The sequence below is a fragment of the Bartonella sp. AR 15-3 genome, from assembly GCF_002022445.1.
Lineage (GTDB): Bacteria > Pseudomonadota > Alphaproteobacteria > Rhizobiales > Rhizobiaceae > Bartonella.
Window position 1 is genome coordinate 1,271,937 of the sequence record NZ_MUYE01000001.1, and the last position, 25,784, is coordinate 1,297,720.

At 38.8% G+C, this 25,784-nt stretch carries 23 protein-coding genes, 2 tRNA genes, 1 other RNA gene and 3 pseudogenes; 17 read left to right on the forward strand and 12 right to left on the reverse strand.

Going from position 1 to position 25,784, the window contains the following annotated elements; all coding sequences use genetic code 11:
• Positions 1–566: 566 nt before the first annotated feature.
• From BAR153v2_RS05715 to infA, 5 genes are all read right to left on the reverse strand, one after another.
• Positions 567–902, reverse strand: a complete 336-nt coding sequence (locus tag BAR153v2_RS05715) for a hypothetical protein (protein WP_078680677.1) — start codon at positions 900–902, stop codon at positions 567–569.
• Between the two features lie 1,013 nt (positions 903–1,915).
• Positions 1,916–4,507, reverse strand: a complete 2,592-nt coding sequence (clpB, locus tag BAR153v2_RS05720; RefSeq protein ID WP_078680678.1) for an ATP-dependent chaperone ClpB — start codon at positions 4,505–4,507, stop codon at positions 1,916–1,918.
• 729 nt (positions 4,508–5,236) lie between these two features.
• Complete coding sequence (yacG, locus tag BAR153v2_RS05725) at positions 5,237–5,461, reverse strand: DNA gyrase inhibitor YacG (protein ID WP_078680679.1); 225 nt, start codon at positions 5,459–5,461, stop codon at positions 5,237–5,239.
• 77 nt (positions 5,462–5,538) lie between these two features.
• Positions 5,539–6,168 carry a Maf family nucleotide pyrophosphatase gene (locus tag BAR153v2_RS05730; protein WP_198934325.1) on the reverse strand — a complete coding sequence of 210 codons (630 nt, stop codon included), beginning with the start codon at positions 6,166–6,168 and terminating at the stop codon, positions 5,539–5,541.
• 235 nt (positions 6,169–6,403) lie between these two features.
• A complete protein-coding gene (gene infA / locus BAR153v2_RS05735; protein ID WP_013545481.1) occupies positions 6,404–6,622 on the reverse strand; it encodes a translation initiation factor IF-1 in 219 nt (72 codons plus the stop codon).
• 486 nt (positions 6,623–7,108) lie between these two features.
• On the opposite strand from infA, the gene purE reads away from it, so the two are divergent.
• The 11 genes from purE (at position 7,109) to BAR153v2_RS05790 (ending at position 14,679) form a co-directional block, all read left to right on the forward strand.
• Positions 7,109–7,618: a 5-(carboxyamino)imidazole ribonucleotide mutase gene (purE, locus tag BAR153v2_RS05740; RefSeq protein WP_078680681.1), complete on the forward strand. Its 510-nt coding sequence runs from the start codon at positions 7,109–7,111 to the stop codon at positions 7,616–7,618.
• Positions 7,619–7,704: 86 nt separating this feature from the next.
• Positions 7,705–8,820 carry a 5-(carboxyamino)imidazole ribonucleotide synthase gene (locus BAR153v2_RS05745; RefSeq protein ID WP_078680682.1) on the forward strand — a complete coding sequence of 372 codons (1,116 nt, stop codon included), beginning with the start codon at positions 7,705–7,707 and terminating at the stop codon, positions 8,818–8,820.
• A 1,042-nt stretch (positions 8,821–9,862) separates the two neighbouring features.
• The gene (locus BAR153v2_RS07705) at positions 9,863–10,465 is read left to right on the forward strand and encodes an EexN family lipoprotein (protein WP_158078276.1); all 603 of its coding nucleotides are present in this window, start codon (positions 9,863–9,865) and stop codon (positions 10,463–10,465) included.
• 177 nt (positions 10,466–10,642) lie between these two features.
• Positions 10,643–10,987, forward strand: a complete 345-nt coding sequence (locus BAR153v2_RS07385) for a hypothetical protein (protein WP_198934326.1) — start codon at positions 10,643–10,645, stop codon at positions 10,985–10,987.
• Positions 10,988–11,070: 83 nt separating this feature from the next.
• A complete protein-coding gene (locus BAR153v2_RS07710; protein WP_198934327.1) occupies positions 11,071–11,208 on the forward strand; it encodes a hypothetical protein in 138 nt (45 codons plus the stop codon).
• Between the two features lie 717 nt (positions 11,209–11,925).
• Positions 11,926–12,051 carry a type B 50S ribosomal protein L36 gene (ykgO, locus tag BAR153v2_RS05770; RefSeq protein ID WP_078680973.1) on the forward strand — a complete coding sequence of 42 codons (126 nt, stop codon included), beginning with the start codon at positions 11,926–11,928 and terminating at the stop codon, positions 12,049–12,051.
• On the forward strand, positions 12,051–12,905 hold the full coding sequence (locus BAR153v2_RS05775) for a hypothetical protein (protein ID WP_143245218.1): 855 nt from the start codon (positions 12,051–12,053) through the stop codon (positions 12,903–12,905). The genes ykgO and BAR153v2_RS05775 overlap by 1 nt, the downstream gene beginning before the upstream one ends.
• Positions 12,906–12,967: 62 nt before the next feature.
• A non-coding RNA gene (gene ssrS / locus BAR153v2_RS05780) (6S RNA) lies at positions 12,968–13,128 on the forward strand.
• 67 nt (positions 13,129–13,195) lie between these two features.
• Complete coding sequence (locus tag BAR153v2_RS07715) at positions 13,196–13,459, forward strand: hypothetical protein (protein ID WP_339373809.1); 264 nt, start codon at positions 13,196–13,198, stop codon at positions 13,457–13,459.
• 29 nt (positions 13,460–13,488) lie between these two features.
• Positions 13,489–13,806, forward strand: a complete 318-nt coding sequence (locus BAR153v2_RS07720) for a 5-formyltetrahydrofolate cyclo-ligase (RefSeq protein ID WP_339373810.1) — start codon at positions 13,489–13,491, stop codon at positions 13,804–13,806.
• 3 nt (positions 13,807–13,809) lie between these two features.
• The gene (locus BAR153v2_RS05790) at positions 13,810–14,679 is read left to right on the forward strand and encodes a TIGR00282 family metallophosphoesterase (protein ID WP_078680683.1); all 870 of its coding nucleotides are present in this window, start codon (positions 13,810–13,812) and stop codon (positions 14,677–14,679) included.
• A 722-nt stretch (positions 14,680–15,401) separates the two neighbouring features.
• Here BAR153v2_RS05790 and murA read toward each other — a convergent pair.
• Both murA and BAR153v2_RS07395 read right to left on the reverse strand, forming a co-directional pair.
• Positions 15,402–16,694 (reverse strand): UDP-N-acetylglucosamine 1-carboxyvinyltransferase, encoded by a 1,293-nt coding sequence (gene murA, locus BAR153v2_RS05795; RefSeq protein WP_078680684.1) that lies wholly within the window; start codon positions 16,692–16,694, stop codon positions 15,402–15,404.
• A 174-nt stretch (positions 16,695–16,868) separates the two neighbouring features.
• Positions 16,869–17,021 (reverse strand): hypothetical protein, encoded by a 153-nt coding sequence (locus BAR153v2_RS07395; RefSeq protein ID WP_198934328.1) that lies wholly within the window; start codon positions 17,019–17,021, stop codon positions 16,869–16,871.
• A gap of 243 nt (positions 17,022–17,264) precedes the next feature.
• Between BAR153v2_RS07395 and BAR153v2_RS05800 the strand changes: the two genes are divergently transcribed.
• Positions 17,265–17,339, forward strand: a tRNA-Thr gene (locus tag BAR153v2_RS05800).
• A 210-nt stretch (positions 17,340–17,549) separates the two neighbouring features.
• Here the strand turns inward: BAR153v2_RS05800 and BAR153v2_RS05805 are convergent.
• The 4 genes and pseudogenes from BAR153v2_RS05805 to BAR153v2_RS05820 form a co-directional block, all read right to left on the reverse strand.
• Positions 17,550–18,166, reverse strand: a pseudogene (locus BAR153v2_RS05805) (lambda exonuclease family protein).
• Between the two features lie 238 nt (positions 18,167–18,404).
• The gene (locus BAR153v2_RS05810; RefSeq protein WP_078680974.1) at positions 18,405–18,596 is read right to left on the reverse strand and encodes a hypothetical protein; all 192 of its coding nucleotides are present in this window, start codon (positions 18,594–18,596) and stop codon (positions 18,405–18,407) included.
• 10 nt (positions 18,597–18,606) lie between these two features.
• Positions 18,607–18,993, reverse strand: a complete 387-nt coding sequence (locus BAR153v2_RS05815; RefSeq protein WP_078680685.1) for a hypothetical protein — start codon at positions 18,991–18,993, stop codon at positions 18,607–18,609.
• A 303-nt stretch (positions 18,994–19,296) separates the two neighbouring features.
• The gene (locus BAR153v2_RS05820) at positions 19,297–19,617 is read right to left on the reverse strand and encodes a helix-turn-helix transcriptional regulator (RefSeq protein WP_078680686.1); all 321 of its coding nucleotides are present in this window, start codon (positions 19,615–19,617) and stop codon (positions 19,297–19,299) included.
• A gap of 459 nt (positions 19,618–20,076) precedes the next feature.
• Between BAR153v2_RS05820 and BAR153v2_RS05825 the strand changes: the two are divergent.
• The 3 genes and pseudogenes from BAR153v2_RS05825 (at position 20,077) to BAR153v2_RS05835 (ending at position 23,676) form a co-directional block, all read left to right on the forward strand.
• Positions 20,077–20,975, forward strand: a pseudogene (locus BAR153v2_RS05825) (YdaU family protein).
• Positions 20,976–20,988: 13 nt separating this feature from the next.
• Positions 20,989–22,956: a toprim domain-containing protein gene (locus tag BAR153v2_RS05830; protein ID WP_078680687.1), complete on the forward strand. Its 1,968-nt coding sequence runs from the start codon at positions 20,989–20,991 to the stop codon at positions 22,954–22,956.
• A gap of 114 nt (positions 22,957–23,070) precedes the next feature.
• Positions 23,071–23,676, forward strand: a complete 606-nt coding sequence (locus BAR153v2_RS05835) for a hypothetical protein (protein WP_078680688.1) — start codon at positions 23,071–23,073, stop codon at positions 23,674–23,676.
• A 576-nt stretch (positions 23,677–24,252) separates the two neighbouring features.
• On the opposite strand, the gene BAR153v2_RS05840 is transcribed toward BAR153v2_RS05835, so the two are convergent.
• A tRNA-Leu gene (locus BAR153v2_RS05840) sits at positions 24,253–24,337 on the reverse strand.
• Between the two features lie 171 nt (positions 24,338–24,508).
• On the opposite strand from BAR153v2_RS05840, the pseudogene BAR153v2_RS05845 reads away from it, so the two are divergent.
• Together BAR153v2_RS05845 and BAR153v2_RS05850 are read left to right on the forward strand one after the other, a co-directional pair.
• Positions 24,509–25,116, forward strand: a pseudogene (locus BAR153v2_RS05845) (YqaA family protein).
• Between the two features lie 12 nt (positions 25,117–25,128).
• Entirely contained in the window at positions 25,129–25,692 is a 564-nt protein-coding gene (locus BAR153v2_RS05850) for a disulfide bond formation protein B (protein WP_078680689.1), read from the forward strand.
• The last annotated feature ends 92 nt before the right edge of the window (positions 25,693–25,784 follow it).

The window sequence follows — 25,784 nt, forward strand, 5'->3', positions numbered from 1 at the left end:
AATCAAATGCAGTAATCGAAGACAGTATAAATACTAATAGGAGATAACGAAGAGAGTAGTATCATCAACAACAGCAAAGAGCCAATGAAAAAGCTGAGGAAGAATTTAACATTGAATGAAAGATTAAACCAAAAATAACGCAAAAATTATCTAAACCATTCCCCAAATAGAGAATTCGTTTATGACCTATCAAAAAATTCCCTGCACTCTTTTATTCATTTTTATTGATGCATTTCACTCTGCCCAGACATAAAAATCTTTTTTACACATGTCCAAAAGATCAAAACACAGAGCACCTCATAACCATCTCTGAAGAGAAAGATTTTCATTCACTTCTCCCTAATTTATTAAAAGAGATTTGCGTTATTTTTGGTTTAATCTTTCATTCAATGTTAAATTCTTCCTCAGCTTTTTCATTGGCTCTTTGCTGTTGTTGATGATACTACTCTCTTCGTCATCTCCTATTAATATTTATACTGTCTTCGATTACTGCATTTGATTATGCCAAAATATTGACTTACAGCGCTTCGAAGAACCCTTCTTCTAATATTTTTATATCTCACCCCCTAGGTTTCATTCCCACGAAACCCTTTGTAAGGCTTATCACTCATTGTCTCATTGGAAAGCATTGGTACAATCTCAACACGCGAAATAACCTTTGTCTTTTCCTCATCTTCTCCTGTCACTTGCAAAGGCAAAACTTTTGCTAACAAAGAAAAGAAAGGAACAGGATTATTGATCGCATGATAACAAAGATAAGAGACCAATCCATCACGACCATACTGATTACCGGCCTGTTCAGCTGCAGTAAGGAGTGCTTTTTTGAAAATCTTTGTTGTTTTATTCACTGTTCCCTTTGGTCGTCCTCTTCCCTTCAAAGCAAGAGAATTATCCTGTATCATTAGAAAGTTCCTTTTTCGTATCCAAAACCTTAAAGTTTGTTAAAAAATGTTTTCATGACAAGCCAACAATACTCCCCAATATCCTAGAGAACAGAGTAAGATGCTGTATTGCTCTGCAGTGGCTAGATGATAAAAAGTAATGAAATAAATTTTAGCCTTTTTAAAGTTCAGTATGACAGAAAAACCAATGGAACAGGGCTCTTATTCAAAAAAACAAGCCTATTCTACAGAACAAAGGTTATTCTTAAGAGAAGAAGGAGTGCTTTGTGCATGAAAAAATTACATTTTTTTCTTAAGAAATGCTTCTTAAGGGATGCCATTGGATAATGGTAGATTTTCTTTATGGTTTTTAAAGAGGCACTGTGGAGTCTTTTAGCCTTATTCATTGTTTTCTTTGTAGAGAGTTATAGGTCGTGTCAGAACAAAGTATGAGTGATAGAAGCTTCTGTTTCATTTTGCTCAATATATGAAAGAGCATAGCTATAATTTTAATAAATCGTGCATTAAAATAAGTTAATGACAGCGTGTGATAAAAACGCTTCTCTCAACAAACTTTAAAGTTTTGATACGAAAAAGAAGACACCTTGATTGTAAAAAACAACTGTCTCTTTTTCAAGAATGCACGATTTATTAAAATTATAGCTATGCTCTTTCATATATTGAGCAAAATGAAACAGGAGCTTCTATCACTCATACTTTGTTCTGACACGACCTATAACTCTCTACAAAGAAAACAATGGATAAGGCTAAAAGACTCCACAGTGCCTCTTTAAAAAACCATAAAGAAAATTTATTATTTTTTATGTTGCTTCTTAAGCGTCTTATAATTGCCTCTGACAATTATAATCTGTTGCAATTACACCCCCACAACAGAAAAGCCCTCGCTGTTTTTGTATAAGCAACGTAAAAGACTTAAATAAAGACGAAATTGTGATTATGGATCTATAGTAGCTGTTTAGATTCACCTTGTCAAGTTTTATTTTATTCCTCTGCCATTTTACGGTTTCAAGTGTTTATTTTTCGCTTTCTGTTTCAGAGGAAAAGATCAATTGCTCTCCTTCTTTTGTAATTGTCACAATTGTATTATCATGAATTGTACCCTTTAAAATGCTTTCCGCGAGAGGATCTTGAATTTCTCTTTGCATCATTCGCTTTAATGGCCGCGCCCCATAAAGGGGATCATAGCCTTTATGGGCAAGCAATGTTCGCGCTTCTGGTGTGATCTGCAAGGTAATTTTGCGTTCATTGAGTAAATTTTGTAAATGTTGGATTTGAAGAGCGACGATTGCTTCGATATCTTTCCGCTGTAATCTTTGAAAGAGAATAATTTCATCGACACGATTAAGAAATTCTGGTCGGAAAGCAGCTTTTACCACTTGCATCACTTCATCTCTTGCTTGATGTGTTATTTGCCCTTCCGGCAATGTGGTCAAGATTTCAGCACCGAGATTAGAAGTCATAACGAGGACGGTATTTCGAAAATCGACGGTTCGTCCTTGACTATCTGTCAAACGTCCTTCATCAAGTACTTGAAGAAGCAGATTAAAAATATCGGGATGCGCTTTTTCAATTTCGTCAAATAAAATGACCTGATAGGGTCTCCGTCTGACAGCTTCAGTGAGGAGACCTCCCTCTTCATATCCGATATATCCTGGGGGAGCACCAATCAAACGCGCTCCAGCGTGTTTTTCCATATATTCGGACATATCAATCCGCAACATAGCCTGAGCATCTTGAAACAAAAAAGCAGCGAGTGCTTTTGTGAGTTCAGTTTTTCCAACACCTGTTGGCCCTAAGAACATAAAAGACCCGATAGGACGATTAGGATCTTGTAATCCGGCACGCGCGCGTCGTACAGCACGTGCAATAGCATGTACAGCTTCAGCCTGTCCTACTACTCGTTTTCCGATTTCGTCTTCCATCCGCAATAATTTTTCTCGTTCACCTTCGAGCATCCGATCAACAGGGATTCCTGTCCATCGTGAAACGATTTGTGCAATATGTTCGGCCTTAACAATTTCTTCGACGAGATTATTTTGTTGGTCATCATTTTCAGCAACATTAAGTTGTTTTTCGAGTTCAGGAATGACACTATAGGCGAGTTCACCAGCGCGTTGGAACTGTCCATTTCGCTGTGCAATAGCCAAAGCATTTCGTGCTTCTTCGAGTTGTTTTTTCAGATCAGCAGCATAACCTAATTTTTGTTTTTCGGCCTGCCAAGCTTGTGTCATTTCTGCTGAGCTTTTTTCCAATGTTTCGAGTTCAGCTTGAACGATTTTCAATCGTTCTTTTGCTGTGGAATCAACTTCTGTTTTTAAAGCTTCCTGTTCGATTTTCAACTGCATGATACGTCGATCAATTGCATCGAGTTCTTCTGGTTTTGAATCGACCTGCATTCGCAAACGTGCGGCTGCTTCATCGATCAAATCGATTGCTTTATCAGGCAAAAAGCGATCTGCAATATAGCGATGAGACAATCGTGCAGCAGCAATCAAAGCACTATCAGCCAAGCGTACTTTGTGATGTTGTTCGTATTTTTCTTTGATTCCGCGCAAGATAGAGATACTGTCTTCTACAGTTGGCTCAGGAACAAAGACGGGTTGGAAACGTCGCGCTAAAGCGGCATCTTTTTCAACATATTTTCGATATTCATCGAGCGTTGTTGCCCCTACACAATGGAGCTCACCGCGGGCAAGAGCGGGTTTAAGCAAATTGGAAGCATCCATAGGCCCATCGGATTTTCCGGCTCCTACAAGATTATGCAATTCATCGATGAAGAGAATAATTTGTCCATTTTCGGCTTGAACGTCTGTGAGTACAGCTTTCAAACGTTCTTCAAACTCGCCTCGATATTTTGCTCCGGCGATAAGCGCTCCCATATCGAGAGCATAGAGTTGTTTATCCCGCAATGTTTCGGGAACATCACCATTGACAATGCGGAGAGCTAATCCTTCAACAATAGCGGTTTTTCCAACTCCTGGTTCTCCTATTAATACGGGATTATTTTTGGTCCGTCGCGATAAAACTTGAACAGTTCTTCTAATTTCTTCTTCTCGTCCAATCACAGGATCGAGTTTTCCCTCTCGTGCTTCTTTTGTCAAATCACGTGCATATTTTTCTAAGGCTTCATATTGGCTTTCAGCATGACGACTTGTTGCCACCTTTCCTTTTCGCATTGTCTTGATGGCTTGCTCAAGAGCCTGAGCTGTTACTCCCCCTGTTGTCAAAATATCGGCTGTTTTTGCATTTTTCTCGAGGAGCAAAGCTTGTAGAGCGCGTTCTACTGTTACAAATTGATCACCTTCTTTTTGGGCGATTTCTTCTGCTTTTGTAAAAACTTTTGCTAAAGGCTGAGACATATAGAGCTGTCCATTTCCGCCTTGTACTTTTGGCAAAGCATCGAGAGCTTCTTTGAGCTCTTTTTGAATAGCTGGCAAATTGCCTCCTGCCTTTTGGATCAAAGAAACTGCCAAACCTTGACTATCTTCCAAAAGCACTTTCAAGAAATGTTCAGGCATAAACTGTTGATGATCAGAAGAAAGAGCACTGCCTTGCGCTGCTTGTAAAAAACCTTGAAGCCGTTCGCTATATTTTTCCAAATTCATTTTTTTTCTTTCTCTTTGCCATTACAGACTCTTTGTCTTCACGAGTTTGCACTTTACCGCTGAATGTCTCTTTTCAAGCACCTTAACGATCTTCTACACACCCATAAACAACAATTTATTTTAATCATAAGGAAATATGGGAACATCCTCTCGCTATAGCAAGAGGAAAACAAAACCTCATCTGAAAAGAAAAGCCTTTTCCCCTCCACAGAGCTTCCCCATGGCTTCTCCCAACATCCCCCACATTCTTTCCCACAGAGCGTCCCTCATGCATGCTCTTACAATTATTTTTAAGAGCATCATAACACTAGATTAAAGAAAAAAATTATACTGGAATATCTCCTTTTTTCTATTTTATTCTGAATATATCGCAAGCATAAGACTCATTTTACCGAAATCCAAACTGGATATAACAAGCATAGAAAAGCGCATAATGTAATACTTTAAACGTTTCTACCCAATACTCTTATAGACTGATATCAAGCGCATTTGTACCGTTGTTGTTTTGGGACGGATAAAAGGAAGAAAATAAAAGAACAAACAGAACACTGACTCATATTTTCGAGACAACTAACGCAAATAGCGCTTATATAAAGCATTCACGCCCTGATAGGAGTAAAGCGATCCGTTAAAAATCTAAAAGCCTTTAATTTTAGCTACAAATATAGTGGTAGCACAAGGGTAGCATAAGGGTAGTCATTTTCCCTTTTGAAATATTCTTATTTTCATTCACTCTTCTTCATCAGTTTTTTGAGGTGGCGGAGGCAAAATATAGGCCCCAGAAAGCCAACGGTTTAGATCGATTGCACGACACCGCGCTGAACAAAAAGGATAAGAATCCTGCTGAGACATTTTTCCACATTCTGGACAAGGGCGTGATGGACGCAGATTATTTTTTTGCAATGGTGGTTGATATATTTCTGTTTTTTTTTCGTCTTTCCTGCGCTGTTTCATTGTTTTTCAAGACGCCTTTTTTTCTGCAAATTCTTGTTTCTTTTGCTTGTACCCATTAAATTTCCGCCCATTTTGTCTTATCCACAAAAATTTTTGTCCCAATGATTAAGCAATGGATACTGATAAGCCATTAAGAGATCCATTGTTTCAGCTAAAGGGAGTCCCACGACATTGGAGTAAGAGCCCTTTATATTTGTCACAAAAGCCCCGGCTTTTCCTTGAATGGCGTATCCCCCGGCTTTTCCTTCCCATTCTCCAGAAACCATATAGGCCTCCATCATTATTTTAGTTAACCGTTTAAACCGCACAGAAGTTTCAACCAATTTGCTTTTTATTTTTCCATGTTCATTCAAGAGACACACAGCACTATATACCTTATGAGCTCTCCCTGAAAGGAAGCGCAAACATTCGTATGCTTCCTCTTCTCCCTCTGCTTTAGGAAAAATGACACGCCCCACTGCCACTACCGTATCTGCGGCTAAAATTAAATATTTTTTTGGATTATTTTTCTGATCTCTTAACCAATTTTCCTGTGCTGCGAGGGCTTTTGTTTTTGCTAAACGCTTTGCCAAATTTGCCGGATGCTCTCTTAATTTTGGCGTTTCATCAATATTGGTTGCATAAACAAACTCTGGATCAACACCTATTTGTGCGAGCAGCATTAAACGGCGTGGAGAAGCAGAAGCAAGAACCAAATTGATATCCATGATAGAACCCCTTTCACCAATCTTGAGCGCATACATTTTGTCCCAACATCCCCGCTTTATTTAAATTCTTTATTTTTCACACCTTTATATTTTTTATTTTGTGCCTCATCATTCGACCACTTAAAGAATTGCATATTCCTTAACTTAAATTTTTTACAGAATTTCATTGTGCAACAAAGTTGGCTAATGTGAGGAATATTAATTGATTTTTGATACAGAATTTTCCTTTTAATGATTATTTATAGCGATATGTAATTCGTCCTTTTGATAAATCATAAGGGGTCATTTCCACCATAATTTTATCACCGACTAAGACACGAATACGGTTTTTGCGCATCCTTCCGGCAGTATGAGCAATAATTTCATGATCATTTTCTAATTTTACGCGAAACATTGCGTTTGGTAAAAGTTCTGTAACAATTCCAGAAAACTCCAGCACTTCTTCTTTAGACATAAAAATTGATTTCCTTTTATAGCGTATGTCGTTGATTTTATATAATAAGTTATCGTTGTTTCTCCATATCTTATTTTTTTGATTTTGTGAACAGGGATTTAACAGAGAAAGAGAGATTTTCTTTATATACTGTTAGTGAGAGTATTTTTATTTTTTCTTCTCCTCACATTTAATTTCATATGGTCACTTTTCACGACAAAACAAAAGCCAAAACAAAAACCAATCTTGAGACAATAACTGTACTTTCTGTTCTTCACTTTTCTTCTTAATAAGACCATTATTCTATGGTTTTTTATTGATAGTCTGCTTTTTTTATCTTTTTTTCTTAAAAATTTACTTTCTTTTCTTAAAGGGAATAAAAATCTATTAATTAACTTTGCAAAAAAGCGATAAAACTTTTAAAAGCGATTGAATCGCCCTTTGACAATACATAAAGTACCCATTGCTAGAGAACTAAGCCTCTTGCGAAATGAAAAAGGAGATTAAATGGCTGAAAAATTGTATGACGTAGCACTTTTAATGGGGAGCCAATCTGATTGGCATACCATGCGCCATAGCTCAGATATTTTAACTCACCTTGGCATTTCTCATCTCACACAAATCATTTCGGCGCATCGCACACCTGAACGGCTTTACCAATTTGCAAAAGATGCAAAAGCTTCTGGTTTTAAAGTTTTGATTGCTGGCGCTGGAGGAGCAGCGCATCTTCCTGGTATGTTGGCATCTCTTACACTTTTACCTGTTTTTGGCGTTCCGATTCACTCTCAAGCTTTATCGGGTCAAGATTCTTTGCTTTCGATTGTACAAATGCCGGCAGGTGTACCGGTTGGCACTTTAGCAATCGGCAAAGCAGGAGCAATTAATGCAGCTCTTTTATCTGCAGCAGTTCTTGCGGTTTACGATGATGTTTTATCCGAACGTTTACAGCACTGGCGTGCAGAACAAACAGCCAACGTAGCAATAACTCCAACGATGGAAAGTGAAGATATCTTATGATAATGTTGTTTTATCCAAATATTTACAGCAGCAGCATAAAAAAGGAACAACTCACGTAGCAACAACTCCAATGATGGAAAATAAAGATGTCTTATTATTTTGAAGACTTATATTCTGACAAAACTATTGGCCTTCTTGGAGGCGGTCAATTAGCGCGAATGTTAGCGCTTGCAGCAGCGGAATTTGGTTTTAAGACGGTTGTTCTGAGTCCTGAGATTGATTGTCCTGCATCTCAAATTAGCACAGAGCATATTCTTGCTTCGTATGAGGATGAAGCAGCGTTAACACATCTTCTTTCCGTTTGCAATGTGATAAGCTATGAGTTTGAACATCTCCCTTTGCAAACAGCAGAGTATATTGAACAAAAAAGTTATCTTTATCCTTCTTCTCAGATTTTGAAGATTTCACAAGATCGCGTTCTTGAGAAAAAATTTCTGAACGATCATGGGATTCGAACGGCTAAATGGTATGCGGTTCATGACCGAAATTCTCTTATTGAGGGTTTATCGGCCTTGGGGGGGAGCGGTCTTTTGAAGACGCGCCGTTTTGGTTATGATGGCAAACATCAAATTGGTCTTCACCATCCGAGTGAAGAAATCATCGATAAAGCTTTAATTGCACTTGATCATCAACCTCTCATTTTAGAAGAGATTGTTCCCTTTTTGTTTGAAATATCTGTTATATCGGCATCAAATCCTCAAAAAGAGCATGCTTTTTATGATTGCTGTGAAAATCAGCATAAGAGCGGCATTCTTTATAAAACATTTGTGCCTTCACGCGCTTCACCCTTGCTCCAAGAAAAAGCACAAGAGATTAACGCTCAGATTATGGATATTCTTGATTATGTTGGTGTTCTTTGTGTTGAATTTTTTGTTTTAGCCAATGGAAATCTTTTGGTTAACGAATTAGCTCCTCGTGTGCATAATTCGGGTCATTGGACGCAAAAAGTATGCATTACTTCACAATTTGAACAGCATATCCGTGCTATTTGTGCTCTTCCTTTAGGGGACACCTCACGCCATAGCAATTGTGAGATGACAAATCTTCTTGGGATGAATTTGAAAGATTGCCAAAGTTTTTTACAGCAAAAATCAACATCCGTCCATTTATATGGCAAAACTCTCATCAAACCAAAACGCAAAATGGGTCATGTCATTCAATTAAAGGGACCAGCAACAAAATCTTCCCAAGCAAAAGAATAAAGCCCTCAGCAGATTTTCTTAAGTAGAGAAAGAGAGCACTTCCTAAACCTCTCTCTCTTCTCCTACAACGATGCCTTCTTGCTGCAAAGTTTTCTCTTCTGCAATTCCTTACCCCAAAACTGCGTAATCAATATTGGATTAATCCAGCTCTCTTTTTCAAAAGAAATCACTCTGTAGCTCTCATACAAAAATATCAAATAAAATCATCTTCTGACAAAGCAGATATTTATCCAGTGAATCTCAAACAGATATCGAAGATTTTATAAAAAAGTGGTTTGTGCTATTTCTCATTTTTTGGATACCTTAAAACAGTGAAACATAAAAAAATTTAGAGGGGAGAAATCAGTGAGCAAAACACAAATAGGCAAAAAACATTAGTCCTTTTTCTTTTATAGCGTCATATTTCTCAGGATAATACGAAGCATTATAGCGGCTATAAGCTTTCTTGCTCTCGTAACAATTCCTATTACAGTATCAATAATTGAAAGGAATTGGACAAAAGAACTTGTATATCTTATGCCTTGATCGCTTGTCTTCAGTTTTGGTTTTTTCCTTTTAATTTTCTTTTATGACAAACACATACGATGTCTGTCTTGAATTCTTCTTTCTATTCCACTAACAATGCTAACTAAAACCCCCTCTTGGGGAAACAAATGATCTTTAAAGAGGGGAAAAATGAAAAAGTTTATTTTACTTTATATAATGGCATTGTTTACATTAACTGTCGTAGGTTATGATAATCATCAAGAATCGGCTTAAGAACGCCTAAAGCATGCTGAAGAAAGTATAACTTTACAGATCGTGGACATGAATTTTAAGAGATAATCTAAAATGCAAGCTAAGTAAGAAAGAGATACCTATCTCTTTTCTAGAAGAAGTTTTACAAACACAAGTTGTTGTTATGACCCAGCAAGCTCAAGTTGAAGCTGAAAATACCTGTATTAAAATACCTGTATTAGAAGAAGAATTGAATGCACGATACACAGATTATGCGAAACAACTACGTGGTCATTAAAGTATCAAACAAAAGAGGAATTTAATCATGAATAAAGTCATTATCACAATACTCATCCTTTACACTGGAATTCTCGTTGCTGGTTGCGAAAAAACCTACAGCGTAGAGAATTTTAAGAAAGATGAAAAATTATTAAAAGAATGGATTGCTAAGTGTGGCTTCACAGAGAATTCTAAGAATTGTCAAAATGCACGGTTAGCGGACCTTGAGCTTAATACAGAACGTAGGAAAAAAAGTGAAGAGGAACGCCATCAATATCTAGAAGAATTTGAGAAAAAACAAAAAGAAGCTGTAACTCAAGAAGAAGAAACTGTAATTCAAGAAAAGAAAGCTGTAATTCAAGAAAAGAAAGCTGTAATTCAAGAAGAAGAAGCTGTAACTCAAGAAGAAGAAGCTGCAACTAAAGAAGAAGAAGCTGTAATTCAAGAAAAGAAAGCTGTAATTCAAGAAGAAGAAGCTGTAACTCAAGAAGAAGAAGCTGCAACTAAAGAAGAAGAAGCTGTAATTCAAGAAGAGAAAGCTGTAATTCAAGAAGAAGAAGCTGCAAACGAAGCTATAATAAGAGATATGCTTAAAAAACAACAAGAAAGAATAGATAATGATTTGAGCAATCAACTCAATCAGGAATAATCATATTTATAGATATTTGATAAAACGAGCACACACTGGCACTAGAAGATCTACAGGGCCTCACCGATATCGATAAGAGTTTGATGGAGCCCATTGTAACAATAATGGAGAGATTGGTTCGCAAAAACACGCCAATGATGCATTGTTCAAAACAATATCTACACATAACAAAAGGCATTGCAAGATGATTCACGTACTTTAGAACATCTGCAAAAAGCAGCCCAAGGAGCAGAAGGACAGTTACAGGCTATTGGTTACGCCAACCAATTTGCCAGCCAACAATCTAACCAACTTTTACAAATTCGCGCACTATTAACTGCTCAACAAACAGCTCAAGCGGCGAAGATGGCAGCTGAACTGGATGAAAAAGCACGTACTAACGCTAGAATAAAGCAACAGACTACCTGGGAATTTAAACCAAGTCCTCCAGTAGATTGGGGACACCCCTTAAATATGGAACAACCGAAAATCCTACAGACATACAATCTGAAGAGAAACAAGATACAGAGGAATAAGATATAGAAAAACAAGGTACTTAGTATGAGATACAAACTTACTGTAGGTTTTTTATAACAGTCGGAACAGTAATATTTGTTGATCCAGCAATGGCGCAACATGTTTCCAGTCAAGGAGTAATGGATGACGTATTGGACCATTTTCATGCCGCAACTTCTACATGGCACTTAGTAATTGGAGAAGCTGCATCTCGGCTATTCTGGGCATTGGCTACAATTTCAATGTAAAGACCTAGCATTGCAAGCACATGTAAGACTTTTCCAACCTGATAAGATTCTTTGCCTTTTTCTAAATCACGTATAAATCGTACACCACCCTCTGATGTAGCGGCTAACTGCTCTTGCGTTAATCCTTGTTTTTACGTGTATTTCTAACAATCAAACACAATATTTTTATTTTGGTCTTCATCATAATCATCCCTTTCGGAACGATTTTATTATTTTCTGTTTTTATTGCAGTAAAATAAACCTGTACGGGATGTTTTTATTCTGTATCTTCCAAAACCTCGTTTTTTAAGGTGAATACAAAACCTCGTTTTTAAGGTGGAGAAGAGGTCAAACGTTAAAAAAGCTTTGTAATTTTTCTTTTAGTGATGAAAAAGATTTTCAAAAAAGAGCGAATGTATTTTCGATGAAGTTAAGTGACCTCTTGCTTTCCCTATTTTTAGGACCTTCTTCTATCAACAATCCTAAAAGACCACTCTTTCGCCGTATAGAGCATACAGATAGAGGAGAGTATACTTGACAAAAAAAGGACTTCCTGTTATAAACTTAGAGTTTTCACTTGCCCATTATGTTGAGAAGTTTCAGTGTTTTTTACAACGAGAAATATTTTTTACAACAAAGGTGAGGAATATTTTTGTAGTGTCTTATATTTCAAGAGCATAATCTTCTTCTTTTAAGAAAATAACATTTTGCTCATAGTGTATGTAAACGGTGATGATGATGAAAATTAAAAATTCGCTCAAAGCATTCAAAGAACGTCACCGCAATAATCGGTTAGTCCGCCGTAAAGGTCGCGTTTATATTTTGAACAAAACGAATCCACGTTTTAGAGCCCGTCAGGGATAATGAGTTTAAAAAACAGATTTCAAGTTTCTGCTGTTTTTGTGTGGGCAGTGATTTGTTATATTCGTTTAAGGCTTGTCATTTTTTTAAAAGATGTTTTTTTCTTTTCAAGCTCTTTAAGACAGCAGAGCGTTTTTATTCTATTTTTCAGCAGTCTTTTTTTTCTTTCTCCCAGTTATGGACAAAGGCCTCCTTCTATACCGTTTGAAGAAACACCTTCTCCACAATCTCTTTTGCCTCTAGAGGATCTCATTCCTGATTTTCCTTCGACACAGTCTGACAGTTCTGCCTCATCAAGCTCTCGCTCAGGTGCAATTCTTCTTGACGATTATGCATTACAGCCTCACTCACATCAGTCTCTTGCGAGTGATCGTAAAGAGCAAGAGATTGTACGCCTTCTCAAAGAATTGAAATACTGTTCTAATGCTAAGGAAGCGAAAAATCTCAGCCGTCAACTTCAGCGTTTATGGTCACGCTCGGGCAATGAAACTATTGACCTTTTGATGACCTGGGCAGAACAAAGCATTATAGCATTGGATTATGGAGCTGCTCTTGATAGGATTGATTCTGTGATTTCTCTTGCTCCGACCTATGCTGAGCCTTGGGTAAAACGGGCTTGGATTCATATTCAATTGAGTGATTTTAAGCTTGCGATGTTTGATTTATCCCATGCTCTCAGGCTTGAACCTCGGCATTACATAGCCTTTCTTGAGCTTGGCATTATTATGGAAGAAACGAATCGTCCACATCTTGCGATAAAAGCTTATGAAACAGCTCTCTCTTTTTATCCACAAATGCAATTTCTTCATCGGCATCTTGATTTTCTTGTATCGCAACAATTAGATCAAGAAGTTTAGAAATTTATTATAAATAATTTTTTGTCTAGCCGAAAAGCTGAAACTATTCTATAATGCCCGAAGGTGTTCTGCGCTTCTTGATAGGAAATAACATATTCCTGAGGCCTTATTGATTTCCAAGGGAACTGTCCCTGAAAAAGCTCGTGGGCTTTTTCACACGGTGCCCACCTAGTAGACTAGGCACTCGGAATCAACTTTTTCCATCGGCTGTTGTGGTTCACCTTTTTGTATTTGTTTATGCTTTGGATATTGTTTGGTCTGATTATGCAATTATTGAGCCCCACTGATTAATGATGACACACTTCTCCCAAAGCACTTCTTCCTCTTTATTGATTCGCAATTCTTTGCGCCACTGGGGTTTATCGCAAAGAGACCATTTATCATTACAGGACCGCCATATTTTTTCACATCGCGCCTGTTCCCATGCAGTAAATTATCTTGACAAGAAAGTGAGTGATTTTTCAGGGATTATTTTTGGTGGTTATTGGCCCATTCGTTCGGAGATTGACCCTCGTCCTTTGTTTGATTTTATCACATCACGAGGGGGCGCTTAGCTTTACCAGCAGTTTGTGATTATACGACAATGGTTTTTCGCCGTTTTTCGCATGAAAGTGAATTAGAGCGGATGCATTTTGGCATTCTTTGCCCTGGCTCTAAACAGGCTATTGTTTTGCCGCATTTTATTTTTGTTCCTCTTTCTGCTTTTGATCGTCAAGGTCATCGACTTGGATATGGAGCAGGCTACTATGACCGGATAGTTGAAGATTTTCACATGCAAGGTCACTCTGTACATTTACTTGGTTTTGGTTTTTCATGCCAAGAAGTTGAATTCATTCCTCCAAGAACAGATGATCTTCTTTTACAGGGTATTTTTACAGAAAAAGGTTTTCTTGCCCTCTAAATTATGATTAAAACGCTTATGCGCTTTTTATTTTTAGGTGATATTGTTGGGCAAACGGGATGTAGAGCTGTATCCCAACTTCTTCCTTGTTTGATTGAACATTGGCACCTTGATTTTGTTGTTGTTAACGGTGAAAATGCCTCCAATGGTTTTGGTATTACACAGACAGTTTATCAAGATCTTTTAGCTGTGGGAGTTGATGTTGTCACAACAGGCAATCATGCATTTAAATGTAAAGAAACTTTGAGCTATGCCCCTTATAACGATCGTTTTTTACGTCCAGCGAATTTTGTTAAGAACACTCCTGGGAAAGGTTCCGGTTTATGGACAGCGAAGAACGGCGCTCGTGTTCTTATTGCGAATGTGATGGGCACTGTTTTTATGCCCTGCACAGTTGATGATCCTTTTCACACTGCCGATAAGATTATCACTGCGTGTCCTTTGCGTGAACAAGCGGACGCGATTATTTTTGACTTTCATGCGGAAGCGACGAGCGAGAAACAGTGTTTTGGCCACTTTCTTGATGGACGTGTTAGCGTTATTGTCGGCACCCATACACATATCCCAACGGCCGATGCACAAATTTTAGAGGAAGGAAGCGCTTACTTATCAGATGCAGGAATGTGCGGTGATTATAACTCCTCTTTAGGAATGGATAAAGAAGAACCTCTCTACCGTTTTCTTTATAAGAAAAAATTTAAATCTTATGAACCTGCAAAAGGAGCAGCAACAGTTTGTGGTTTAGCAGTTGAGCTTTCTGACCGCACTGGCCTTGCTGAAAAAGTCTCAGCTGTCCGCATTGGCCCTCATTTAAAGCCTGAAACTCCAGATTTCTGGGATCCTTTGCCCCTTTCGGATTCTGCTCCCTCGTAACCACCTTCTTCGGAGCCATTTCTCTCGAAGCCAGCCTCCCTCAGAGCCCTCCTGCGCGAAGCCAGCCTCCCTCAGAACCCTCCTGTACGAAGCCACTTCCTTCAGTGCCCTCCTGCGCGAAGCCAGCCTCCCTCAGTGCCCTCCTGTGCAAAGCCAGCCTCCCTCAGAACCCTCCTGTACGAAGCCACTTCCTTCAGTGCCCTCCTGCGCGAAGCCAGCCTCCCTCAGTGCCCTCCTGTGCAAAGCCAGCCTCCCTCAGAACCCTCCTGTACGAAGCCACTTCCTTCAGTGCCCTCCTGCGCGAAGCCAGCCTCCCTCAGTGCCCTCCTGTACGAAGCCAGCCTCCCTTGGATCTTGCCCGCTCTTTGTAAATCTCTGTGTAAAACGGACATCCCTTCGGAATTCCTGAATGTCTACCTCACTCTTGCCCAACCCTTTCTCTTTTTCCCCATTTATTCACTTTTTGCTTAAAATCATGAAAGAGCTTTGGTTTTAGAAACAACCTGCTGTTTTATTTCTCTTCAGCTTTTCCAAAGCATTGTCGACACAAGATTTCTCTTAATGAAACGCCAGCCCCCATATTCCATTGTTGTTGGCACACTAGATGCCATTTATTTCCCATTTTGTCCCTTTAGAGCTTTTTTCTTTTAAGGAGCCTTTATGGTTCATTCTTTAGGAATCTCTCAGGATCTATTTTTAAGGATAAGTAGTGACGTATTTTCTCAGCCTGTTACGCGTTGAATAGTTGCACCACATTGCGCTAACTTTTCCTCCAACCGTTCAAAGCCTCGATCGAGGTGATAGACGCGATTAACGACTGTTTTTCCCTGTGCAGCAAGTGCAGCAATAACAAGAGAGACGGAAGCACGCAAATCTGTTGCCATTACTTGTGCACCTTGCAAATACTCTGTTCCACAGACAAGAGCTGTCTGTCCATTGAGCGTAATTTGTGCTCCCAAACGGATTAATTCCTGTACATGCATAAAACGATTTTCGAAAATTGTTTCGGTGATATGGGCATTGCCCTGTGCTCGTGTCATAAGAGCCATGAATTGTGCTTGTAAATCTGTCGGAAAAGCTGGAAAAGGACCTGTTTTGATATCCACTGGGATAATTTTCTGCTCTGGGCTTCGTCTTACATTAATCCCATCTGGTTTTATTTCGATTTGGAGACCTGTTTTTTTGAGACATTCGAGAACTTCGGTGAGATGATGAGGATTTGCATTTTTCAGAAAGACTTCTCCCCCGATCATTGCTACGGCCATGGCATAAGTTCCTGCTTCGATTCGATCTGCAATCACTTGAATTTTTGCGCCATGAAGTTTTTCCACTCCGTGAATAGTAAGGGTTTGTGTTCCTTCTCCAGAGATGCGCGCTCCCATAGCTCTTAGTGCTTGAATAAGATTTGTAACTTCTGGTTCACAAGCAACATTATCAAGAATAGTTGTTCCTTTTGCCATGACGGATGCCATCAAGAGCACGTGTGTTCCCCCAACGGTTACTTTAGGGAATCGATATCGCCCTCCTTGAAGACCTTTTGGTGCTTTAGCATGAACATACCCCTGTTCGATAACAATTTGCGCGCCTAGACTTTTGAGACCTTCGAGAATAAAATCAACAGGCCTTGTTCCAATGGCGCATCCTCCAGGTAACGAAACATAAGCTTCTCGACATCGTGCGAGCAGCGGACCGATGACCCAAAAGCTTGCGCGCATTTTTGTCACCAATTCATAAGGAGCGTGTATTGTTGTTATTTTTCTTGCTGTAAAGTGAATTGTCCTTGAATATTGGCTTTCTTGATGTGATTTTCGTCCCTCTACAGCATACCCAACCCCATGATGATTAAGAATTCTCAACAAGAGTTCAACATCAACGAGATGAGGAATATTATTCAAAGTAAGTGCCTCTTCAGTGAGCAATGTTGCAACCATAAGAGGAAGTGCAGCATTTTTAGCTCCTGAAATAGAAATAACACCATTAAGAGGATTTCCACCAATAATATGAATAGAATCCATAATGTTTGACCCTTTTTACCCACGCCCAGCATCTCCCTTTAAAAGGATCCTTTGCAAAGTTTCCTTTCGAAACAGGTGAATACCTTGAGACGTCTTTTTCTATGACTTTGAAACGAATCATTAAGAGATTTGGTTGCAAAAATGCCGTAAAAATACCTTAATCGGAAGTCTTTTTTAAGAATTATCCTGAAACCGCTTTCGATTTTGCTCTTTTCGACGTTTTAAATTAGCGCGCAACTGCTGAGCTAGCCTTTCTTGGCGTTGCTTTTTTTTCTCATCTTTGCATTTTTTATTATTGTCTTGTTTTTGTTGATCCATTTGTGTCATGACACACTTTTTTGAACAATTTCACCTTCTTGATAACTCGACGTACATTGAGCTCACACTCTTGTCTGCCTCTTTATCTTTTCTTTTATATCACCTTCTTTTTATAGCATCTTCTTTGTCATGACATAAGATAGACTGACTTGCAAGAATAGATCAATGCTCTCTTGCCTATTTTGTAACAATATGGCACAAGACGACACAAAGATTCAAAGTATTGTAATTTAAAGTATTGCAACTCAAAGTGCTGCGGTAGCTCAGTGGCAGAGCACTCCCTTGGTAAGGGAGAGGTCGAGAGTTCAATCCTCTCTCGCAGCACCATGTTTGCAAGAACACTTCTTTTTTCATAGTGCTTTCTTTATTCACGCAGAAGTTCTTCTTTTTATTTTATGCATGCGGGCTCATTTCTTTTATTTTTTCTGCCTTTTTCCTCACGTTTGCACCTCACGTCTTCCCTAAGATTTTCTCTGGAATTCATTGCTTTTGCTTTTCCAGCTCTTTTGATTTTGCAACACTCTTTTTCATTCTGCTTTACAAAGAGATTGTTTGAAGACGATGGACCATCACTGCCAAAGCCTCATTAAATCGGTTAATTTCTATTTCGAGCTTTCGAATATAAGCCTCATCGCGATAAGCACGTTTAATCAAAGGGGCATATCTGGCCAATAGAGCATTAAATCAATCCACTCGCGTTGTGCAATCCATAATCCTCCTTGACATTGTGCTTTATGTTCAAGAGGAAAATTCCTTTGCGTATAATAAGGGATTAAAATTTCAGGTTTTTTTGTTTTGATTTCCAACATCCCATTTTTCCCGATCAAACCATCTGGAGAAGCTCCTTTCAGACGATCCTCTGCCAAAATGAAACCAACGCATTCAGGTTCTGTCTGTGTAAGAGTTCCATATAACTGACGTGCCTGTGGTTCTAATTCTATTCCGCGCCGCATAGGCAAGGTTATTCCCTCTTCAACAGACTTTCCTGTTATTCTTTCCCCAGCAAGCCTCATCATTACAGAGGTATATTTTTGGGTTTTTTTTCCATCTTGTTTTTGTGCGAGAACCATCTCGAACAAAGAAGCAGTAATCAACCCATTACGTGCTTGACGCCATTCATCTGTTCCTTGAACACAATCAATAATGGTTGGCATTTTAAATATTCTCCCTTTTTATGACTCTTGTCTTTCTTTGAAGATCTTGCTTTTGTACACTCAGCTTCACATATTAACCTCTCCAACAAAGGCTAAACTCCAGCCCTTCACCCAACCACAAGCACAGTTGGACGCATACAGCGAACAAGCATTCACTTTTTCTTTTTGCTTACAGTTTTTTATTTGCTGGAATTAATTTTGTAGGATCATGAAAATAAAGAAATGAGGAAACATAGCCCTATCTTTGTGCGATATAAAAATCATAACGCTGATGCTGAAGCGCCAATTTCTGTGCTACAGCCTCTGCTTCATATTGTGAAGTAAAACAACAGGCATTTTTCTGCTGTGGTTCCAATTTGATGATATTTTCTGCGCTTTCAACATAATAGAGTGGCAACCCATAAGAAAGTGTTTTGAGATAACTTTTCATTATTTCCCCCTCAATATCCATTCAACACATCAGACCAGCGCAAACGATGCTGTTTTTCATAAGACCCATAGAGATTGTCTTCGTATTCTTGAGCAATTTTTTGATCTAAATAAGTATGATAAGCATCGCTATTAAAAATGAGAGGAGACACTTGTTCATCCTGATTATAGTCGTCACCCATCTTCATATCCATATATAATTCGGCGATTTGTTCGCTTACATCATCGGCATGCAATGATCTTAAATCGAGCCGTAAAAGTCGGATCACATCATCATATTTATCGATCAGCTCCAGTACTTCTTCTTGTTCAAGAGGGCCATCATAAGCATCACTGATTTCATCTTCACAAAGAATGACAAGAACTTCATCCTCTTTAACGAATGGAATATTTTTCATGAATATTTCTCCCTTAGGTAGTTGATAAAGCTAACCTCTGTCTTGACATGATCAAATATAGCGTTAGTCTTATATCCTCTATGGAAGATATGTCAATTATTTTATCTCTAATAAAAGATATATTATGACTTTTGATAATGCTCAAATGAAAACAAGAACGAAAATTATTGCTCTCTTGTTCCCATCTTGCTCTGCATTGTCTCTGATTATTTTGAAGCCATATTTCAACAGACGGGGGAGCTGAAATGAGTGATTTTAAACTACTACAATCTTGGAAAAAACTTGACCCAAAAACACAACAGGCTATTTTGTTTTGTCTCCGTCAGGTGATCGACGCAAAAGGGTCAAAATGGCCTTCCGCTCCTCAGGAGAAACCTGCAAAACAAGATCTATAAATTCTTGGTCTTCAGGCATTGCCCCTTGACCGTAGAGAATATAACTCATACTTACATTAATTGCGTGACAAACACGATAGAGAGATTCAATCGTTGGCTCTTTTCCTTCAGAAAGAATTGAATGTAAATACCCAGCTCCTTTTCCTGCAGCGATTGAGATAGACCGTTTTGACCGTCCACTTTTTTGAAGTGCTTCCTGCAATCTTTGACGCCAACCATCAATATTCATAGCCTCACCCTATAGCCTGTCTTAAAAAAAAATCTGTTTGTAATAAAATTGACTTGCTTTATCTTCTAAAGAGGATAAAATTAACAAAAATTTCCACTTCTTGGAGGATTCATCATTTTTTTATCCAAAAACAATGCAGCACACCAGAGTGAGAGAATTAAACAGTCATTTCTCAGAAAAACGCATATTGTTATTTTCCCTCTTAAATTTTCATCCTTTATACAACCTCAAATTGCAAAATTGCAACTCTCTAAATCCTGCACAATTGATGAGTCAATTTTAAGGAAATACACAAAAAAATGATCCTCTACCAGAACAAAGCAAAACGAAATAAAAACCAAACAGAAACACTTTACAAAATAATAAATTTTACCACCGTCCTTTTGGAAAAACATAAAAATATATTTTTTGCTTTTTAGCGCTTCATATCAAACTGAAAAGAAGAAAGTTTATTGCATCATGAAACAAGTTTTACACTCAGAAACTCCTCATTATGAGTCCTCAATACTTCCTTATGTTTGTTGGTACCAGAACGATTTCCTTGGCGGAGTCCGTGGAATGCGAGCGCATGAAATCGGTATTTACACAATTCTACTAAATGAAATGTATGCACGAGGGCGTCCGTTAGACTTATCAAGCGAACGTTTAGCGCGTCTTTGTGGTTGTGACAAGAGAACTTTTGAAAGCGTTTTAGAGATGTTAATAACGGAGGGAAAAATATTACACTTAGCCAATGGGCTTTGGAACACACGTTGTGAAATTGTTTTTCATGAACGGGCAAAATTGCTTGAGCAAAAATCTTTTGCGGGACGCTCTTCAGCAAAAAAACGTAAGAAAATCAAAGAGCAATTTCAACATCTGCTCAACGCTTCTCTTTTAAATGCTGAACGTAACTCAGAAGCTCAGAAGTCAGAAGAAAAAGAAACACCTCATGGTGTTTCACAAAAGAAATCTTCTTCGGTTGTTTCTTCTGCCTCTTTTTGTGACATTTCTCCCCCCAAATCTTTTTGTGACATTTCTCCCCCAAAGAAGAAATCAAGGGGTCTCGTCTTCCTTCTGAGTGGCATGCTGACATTGCAGCAGCAATTTCAGAAGGCCTCAGCGAAGAACAAGCACTTTGGCAAGAAAAAAAGTTTCGTGATTATTGGCAAGCGAAGAGTGGCAAAGAGGCAAAAAAAGTTGATTGGTCAGCCACCTGGCGTAATTGGTATCGCCGTGAAATTGAGCGTTTACAAGAAAATGATAAACGGCTTTCTGTTTTGTCCTCTGTTGCTCTTTCGGCACGCTCTGCAACTGCCTTAAGCAATGCCCAGGAAGAAACCCTTTATAGCAGCCTTATCAATTATCAAGTTTCTTAACAAGTCTATTAAAATGAGTACACTTTTTGAAATTAAACAAAGACTTACCGCCCAAGCAAGCTCTATAGCAGAAATGCTTCTTCCACAAGGAAAAAAAAGGGGCAACTCCTGGGTTGTTGGCAATATTCGTGGCGAAGCGGGACAAAGCTTATCGATCAGTTTAAGCGGCAATAAAGCGGGGCTTTGGTATGATTTTGCTGAAGGAAACGGTGGAGATCTTCTTGACCTTTGGTGTAGCGTTAAAGGGATCAGTCTTTCTGAAGCGCTTGATGAAGCACGCGCTTATCTCAATCTTTCTCGTCCAAAGCCTTTTATGGCACCCCGCCATCACTATCGTGCTCCTCCTCTTCCAAAAGCTAATATTCCGCAACAACGGGTTAAAACATATTTGCACGAAGAGCGTCGCATTCCGCTTGAAATTTTACAACGATACCGAATTGGAGAAGAGGGCAATAAGATTATTTTTCCTTTTTATAAGCCGGATGGCACTCTTGCCTTAGTAAAAGAGCGCTTAGCCGAAGATGGTGCAACAGCTAAACCAACGGCCTCTCAGTGTGAACCGATTTTATTTGGCTGGCAAGCTTTGTCCTTCAAAGACTGTGCTTCAACGGATCGAACACTTGTTATCACCGAAGGAGAGATTGATGCGCTTTCTCTAGCAGCCTATGGATATCCAGCTGTTTCGGTTCCCTTTGGCGGTGGAAAAGGAGGCAAACAAAATTGGATTGAGAATGAATTTGATCATTTAGAATCTTTTGAAACCATTTTTCTAGCCACGGACATGGATACACCGGGAGAAGAAGCAGCTTTTGAGATTGCCCATCGCCTTGGTCGCCATCGATGTTATCGCGTCCGCCTTCCTGGCAAAGATGCGAATGCGTGTTTACAAGCAGGAATTGATGCTTCCGTCATCCACGAAGCTTTTTTACAAGCTCAAAGTTTTACGCCCAAAGGCTTACGTCATGTTTTGGATTATAAGGAGCAAGTTGTAAACTTATTTTATCCTCCTGCAAAACAGCATCTTGGTTATACGGTCCCCTATTCAAAGCTGAATGGTAAACTTTATTTCCGCCCTGCAGAATTGACACTTTGGAGTGGAGCGAGTGGCGCTGGCAAAAGCCAACTTTTATCGGATTGCATTCCCCATTGGATTGCGCAAAAAAGCCGTCTTTGCTTAGCTTCTCTTGAAATGAAAGGAGAACAATCTCTGCGTCGTTTAACGAAACAAACTGGGGGAACTGACCAACCAACGAAAGAAATGATTGAACGCGTTCTTCGTTTTTTAGATACAGGTCTCATTTTGTACGAGCATGTAGGGAAATCGAGCGTTGATGCCCTCTTAGATATTTTTGACTATTGCCGTGCCAAATATGGCTGTGACCAGTTTATTATTGACAGTTTGATGCGTCTTGGAATCTCCTCCGATGATTATGCAAAACAAGAACAGGCTGTTTATAGAATAGTTGATTGGGCAGTTTTAAATGCTGTCCACATTCATCTTGTGGCTCATACACGCAAAAGTAGTTTAGAGAAGGATGTTCCGAGCACAGAAGACATTAAAGGCGCCTCAGAAATTGGTGCCAATGCTTTTAACATCATCACCATTTGGCGGAACCGTTCTTTAGAAGATAAAATTTTTTCTACCCATCAACCAGAGGAAAAAGCGCACTTAGCACAACGCCCAGGTGTTATTATTAATATCGCCAAACAGCGCTCTGGTGATTTTGAAGGAAAAATTGGCCTCTGGTTTGACCCTAAAACTTACCGTTATCGGTGTTCTTCTTCTGCTTCATTAACGCCCCGATGCTATATTGAGCAGGACCAAAATAGCGCTTTAGAAGAGAAGCAAAGCCCCCTTGTTGCTTCCACAGTGCACCGTTTTTCCACCTCTCCTCTTCCACAAGAATCTCCTTCTTTTCTTCCTCCATATCCTCCCTCTGCCCAAAGAAACTCTTCAACACAAAAGAATAATTCTCTTTAAAAAACTAACCAGCGCGCATTCCTTCAATCCTCCAACATTCCCACCGCTTAGAAGCCTTTATGTCAGGACTATTCCTCTCAATAATAAAACCCACCCTTTTCATAAGGAAACATCATGACCTACTCACAAAAAACAAATTCCACACTCACCTCCACTAAAAAACACAAATCTTCCTCACCCTCTCTTTCCATATCCTCCCTCTGCCCAAAGAAACCGATTGGTCACTTAAAAACTCGAGAAGTGATCATTGAAACAAGTAATCCTTCTTTTCAGTCCACATCTCCAATCAGCACACAAAACCCACGCACCACTCTTGCTCTTATCGATGCCCACAGCCGTCCCATTGCCCTTTTATATAAGAAAGGACACATCAACCAAGCGCAATACAAAGCAGCGGAACGCTTTTATGTTTATTGGCGCCAATGCCAAGGTGATACACAAATGAGTCTTGATTTAACCGCTCAAAAAGTAGACAATAGTCAGAGATATATTCACCCAATAGAAGCCCAAACAAATGCTCTCAAACAATTACAAACAGTCAAAATTCACTTAGGTATTCTTGGGTACAGACTGGTTGAACAAGTGGTTGGTTATGATCAAGCATTAAAAAAATTAAGTCCCTCCAAACGCAAGCAAAATTCTCTTGCGGATCATTTACGCGACTGCTTAGACTTGCTCGCTGTCCACTGGGGCTATGCAAATCGCACAAGTATATCTTAACTTCTTGAAAAGGCATGCATCATATCTTTCATCACCGTCCTATAAAACCACCCTCGATTTCCCATTCATTCCTTCTGTCCTTATCCTTGCACCTGCCTTGTCCTTCTTCTTGTCTCTTTTCTTTTACTTTTTGTTTTTCTATCCTCACTTTCTCTGTATAGCTCTGTATAGGAATAACACTCTCTTTTTCCAAAAAACCCTTTTGGACGCATCGGCTTATTTCTAAATTGATTTATCTCCGCAGAGACTTTTCCTCAAAGAAGCTATAGCACTCTCTTTTTCCAAAAAACTCTTTTGGACGCATCGGCTTATTTCTGAATTGATCTATCTCCGCAGAGACTTTTCCTCAAAGAAGCTATAGCACTCTCTTTTTCCAAAAAACTCTTTTGGACGCATCGGCTTATTTCTGAATTGATCTATCTCCGCAGAGACTTTTCTTCAAAGAGGCTTTCGCCAAAAATCTTTCAAAGAAGATTTGCATAAGCACCAAAAAGAGTGGAGAAATATTTTCCCTTCACAAACTGTGTTGAGAAATAAAAAGATCTTATAATGAAAAGAAAAGAATATGAAATAAAATGGTGCGGGTGGTCGGACTCGAACCGACACTCCTTTCGGAACCAGATTTTGAGTCTGGCGCGTCTACCAATTCCACCACACCCGCACGACATCTGATAAGGAACACACTTGTTCCCTTTTTTTTTGCACTATATAAGGAATAGAAGATTCGTCAACACTAGACTTTTTTTTGCAAAAATTGACTGTTTTTTGTCTCATTCAGGCTTTCTGAGATCTTCTTGATCTTCTTTGCCTCTTTGAATTTTCGGAAGAAATAATGATCTTTAACACGGTAAAGCTTTGGACAATTTCACTGGCAAAGCGCCGTACAGCGCCTTATTGGCTTGGTTTTATTGCTTTTATTGAAAGCTTTATTTTTTTTATTCCAGCGGATGTTTTATATATTCCCATCGCGCTTGTCCGTCCTCAAAAGGCGTATTTCTATGCTTTTATTGCAACATTTTTTTCTGTTTTAGGGGGTATTTTGGGGTGGTGTCTTGGTTATTTTGCCTCTGACGTCATTGTCAAACCTCTTTTAGAATTTACCAATCAATATGAAAATTTTCAAATATTATACAATGATACGACTCAAGAATTTTTAGCAGTTTTACTGACTGTTTCGGGTCTTGCCCATCTTCCCCTATTAAGATTACCACCCTTCTTGCAGGTGTTATCCATTTTAACCTTTGGCTTTTTATTCTTCTCTGTATCCTTTCCCGTGGGACACGTTTTTATCTTTTTGCTTGGCTTATTCAACGTTTTGGCTCTCAAGCAACTCACTGGCTTTCCCATCACTTTAAATGGTTGATGCCGCTTAGTTTTCTTTTACTTTTACTCATTTATGGGTTATACGCTTTTTTTCTCAAATCATATTTCTCTCTTTAAGACACACACGCAATGACCTTTTCCTCTTATTTTTTGACTCAACATCTTTACTGTACACTAAAGAGTAAAGAGCAAAAATTATGGATTTTTATTCTCGCCATACTTTTATTGATTCCCATTAGTATCGCCCTTGCCATTGAATATATTGGTGGCATTCTTCCCTGTAAGTTGTGCGTCATTGAACGCTTGCCTTATTATGGCTCTCTTATATTTTTGAGTATTGCTGGCTTATCAACACGATTTTTCCCCTTCTTTGCTTGGATACGATCTTTATTCTGGGGTATTTTTATATTCATGGTTATCAGCTTTATCTTAGCAATCTACCACGCAGGTGCTGAATATCGCTTTTGGGATGCACCGAATAATTGTACTGCCTCCTCTACCATGATTATAACAGAGGTCTCTCAACTTTTAAATCAATTAAACACTCTTCAATCTCCCCCTTGTAATCAAGCATCCGGATATTTTTTGTTTCTTTCCTTTGCTGGATGGAATGCTGCTGCTAGTTTGTTTTTAATGTTTATCAGCCTATTTGTTGCTTCAAAAGGAATCCTCACGAAACATCAAAAACTATAAGAATACAAAGGGAAAAGCACCTTATACAAACAAAATCCTCCCCTTTTCAATCGCTCTTCTGTTCACCACTTGAGAAAATTTCTCTTTAGAAC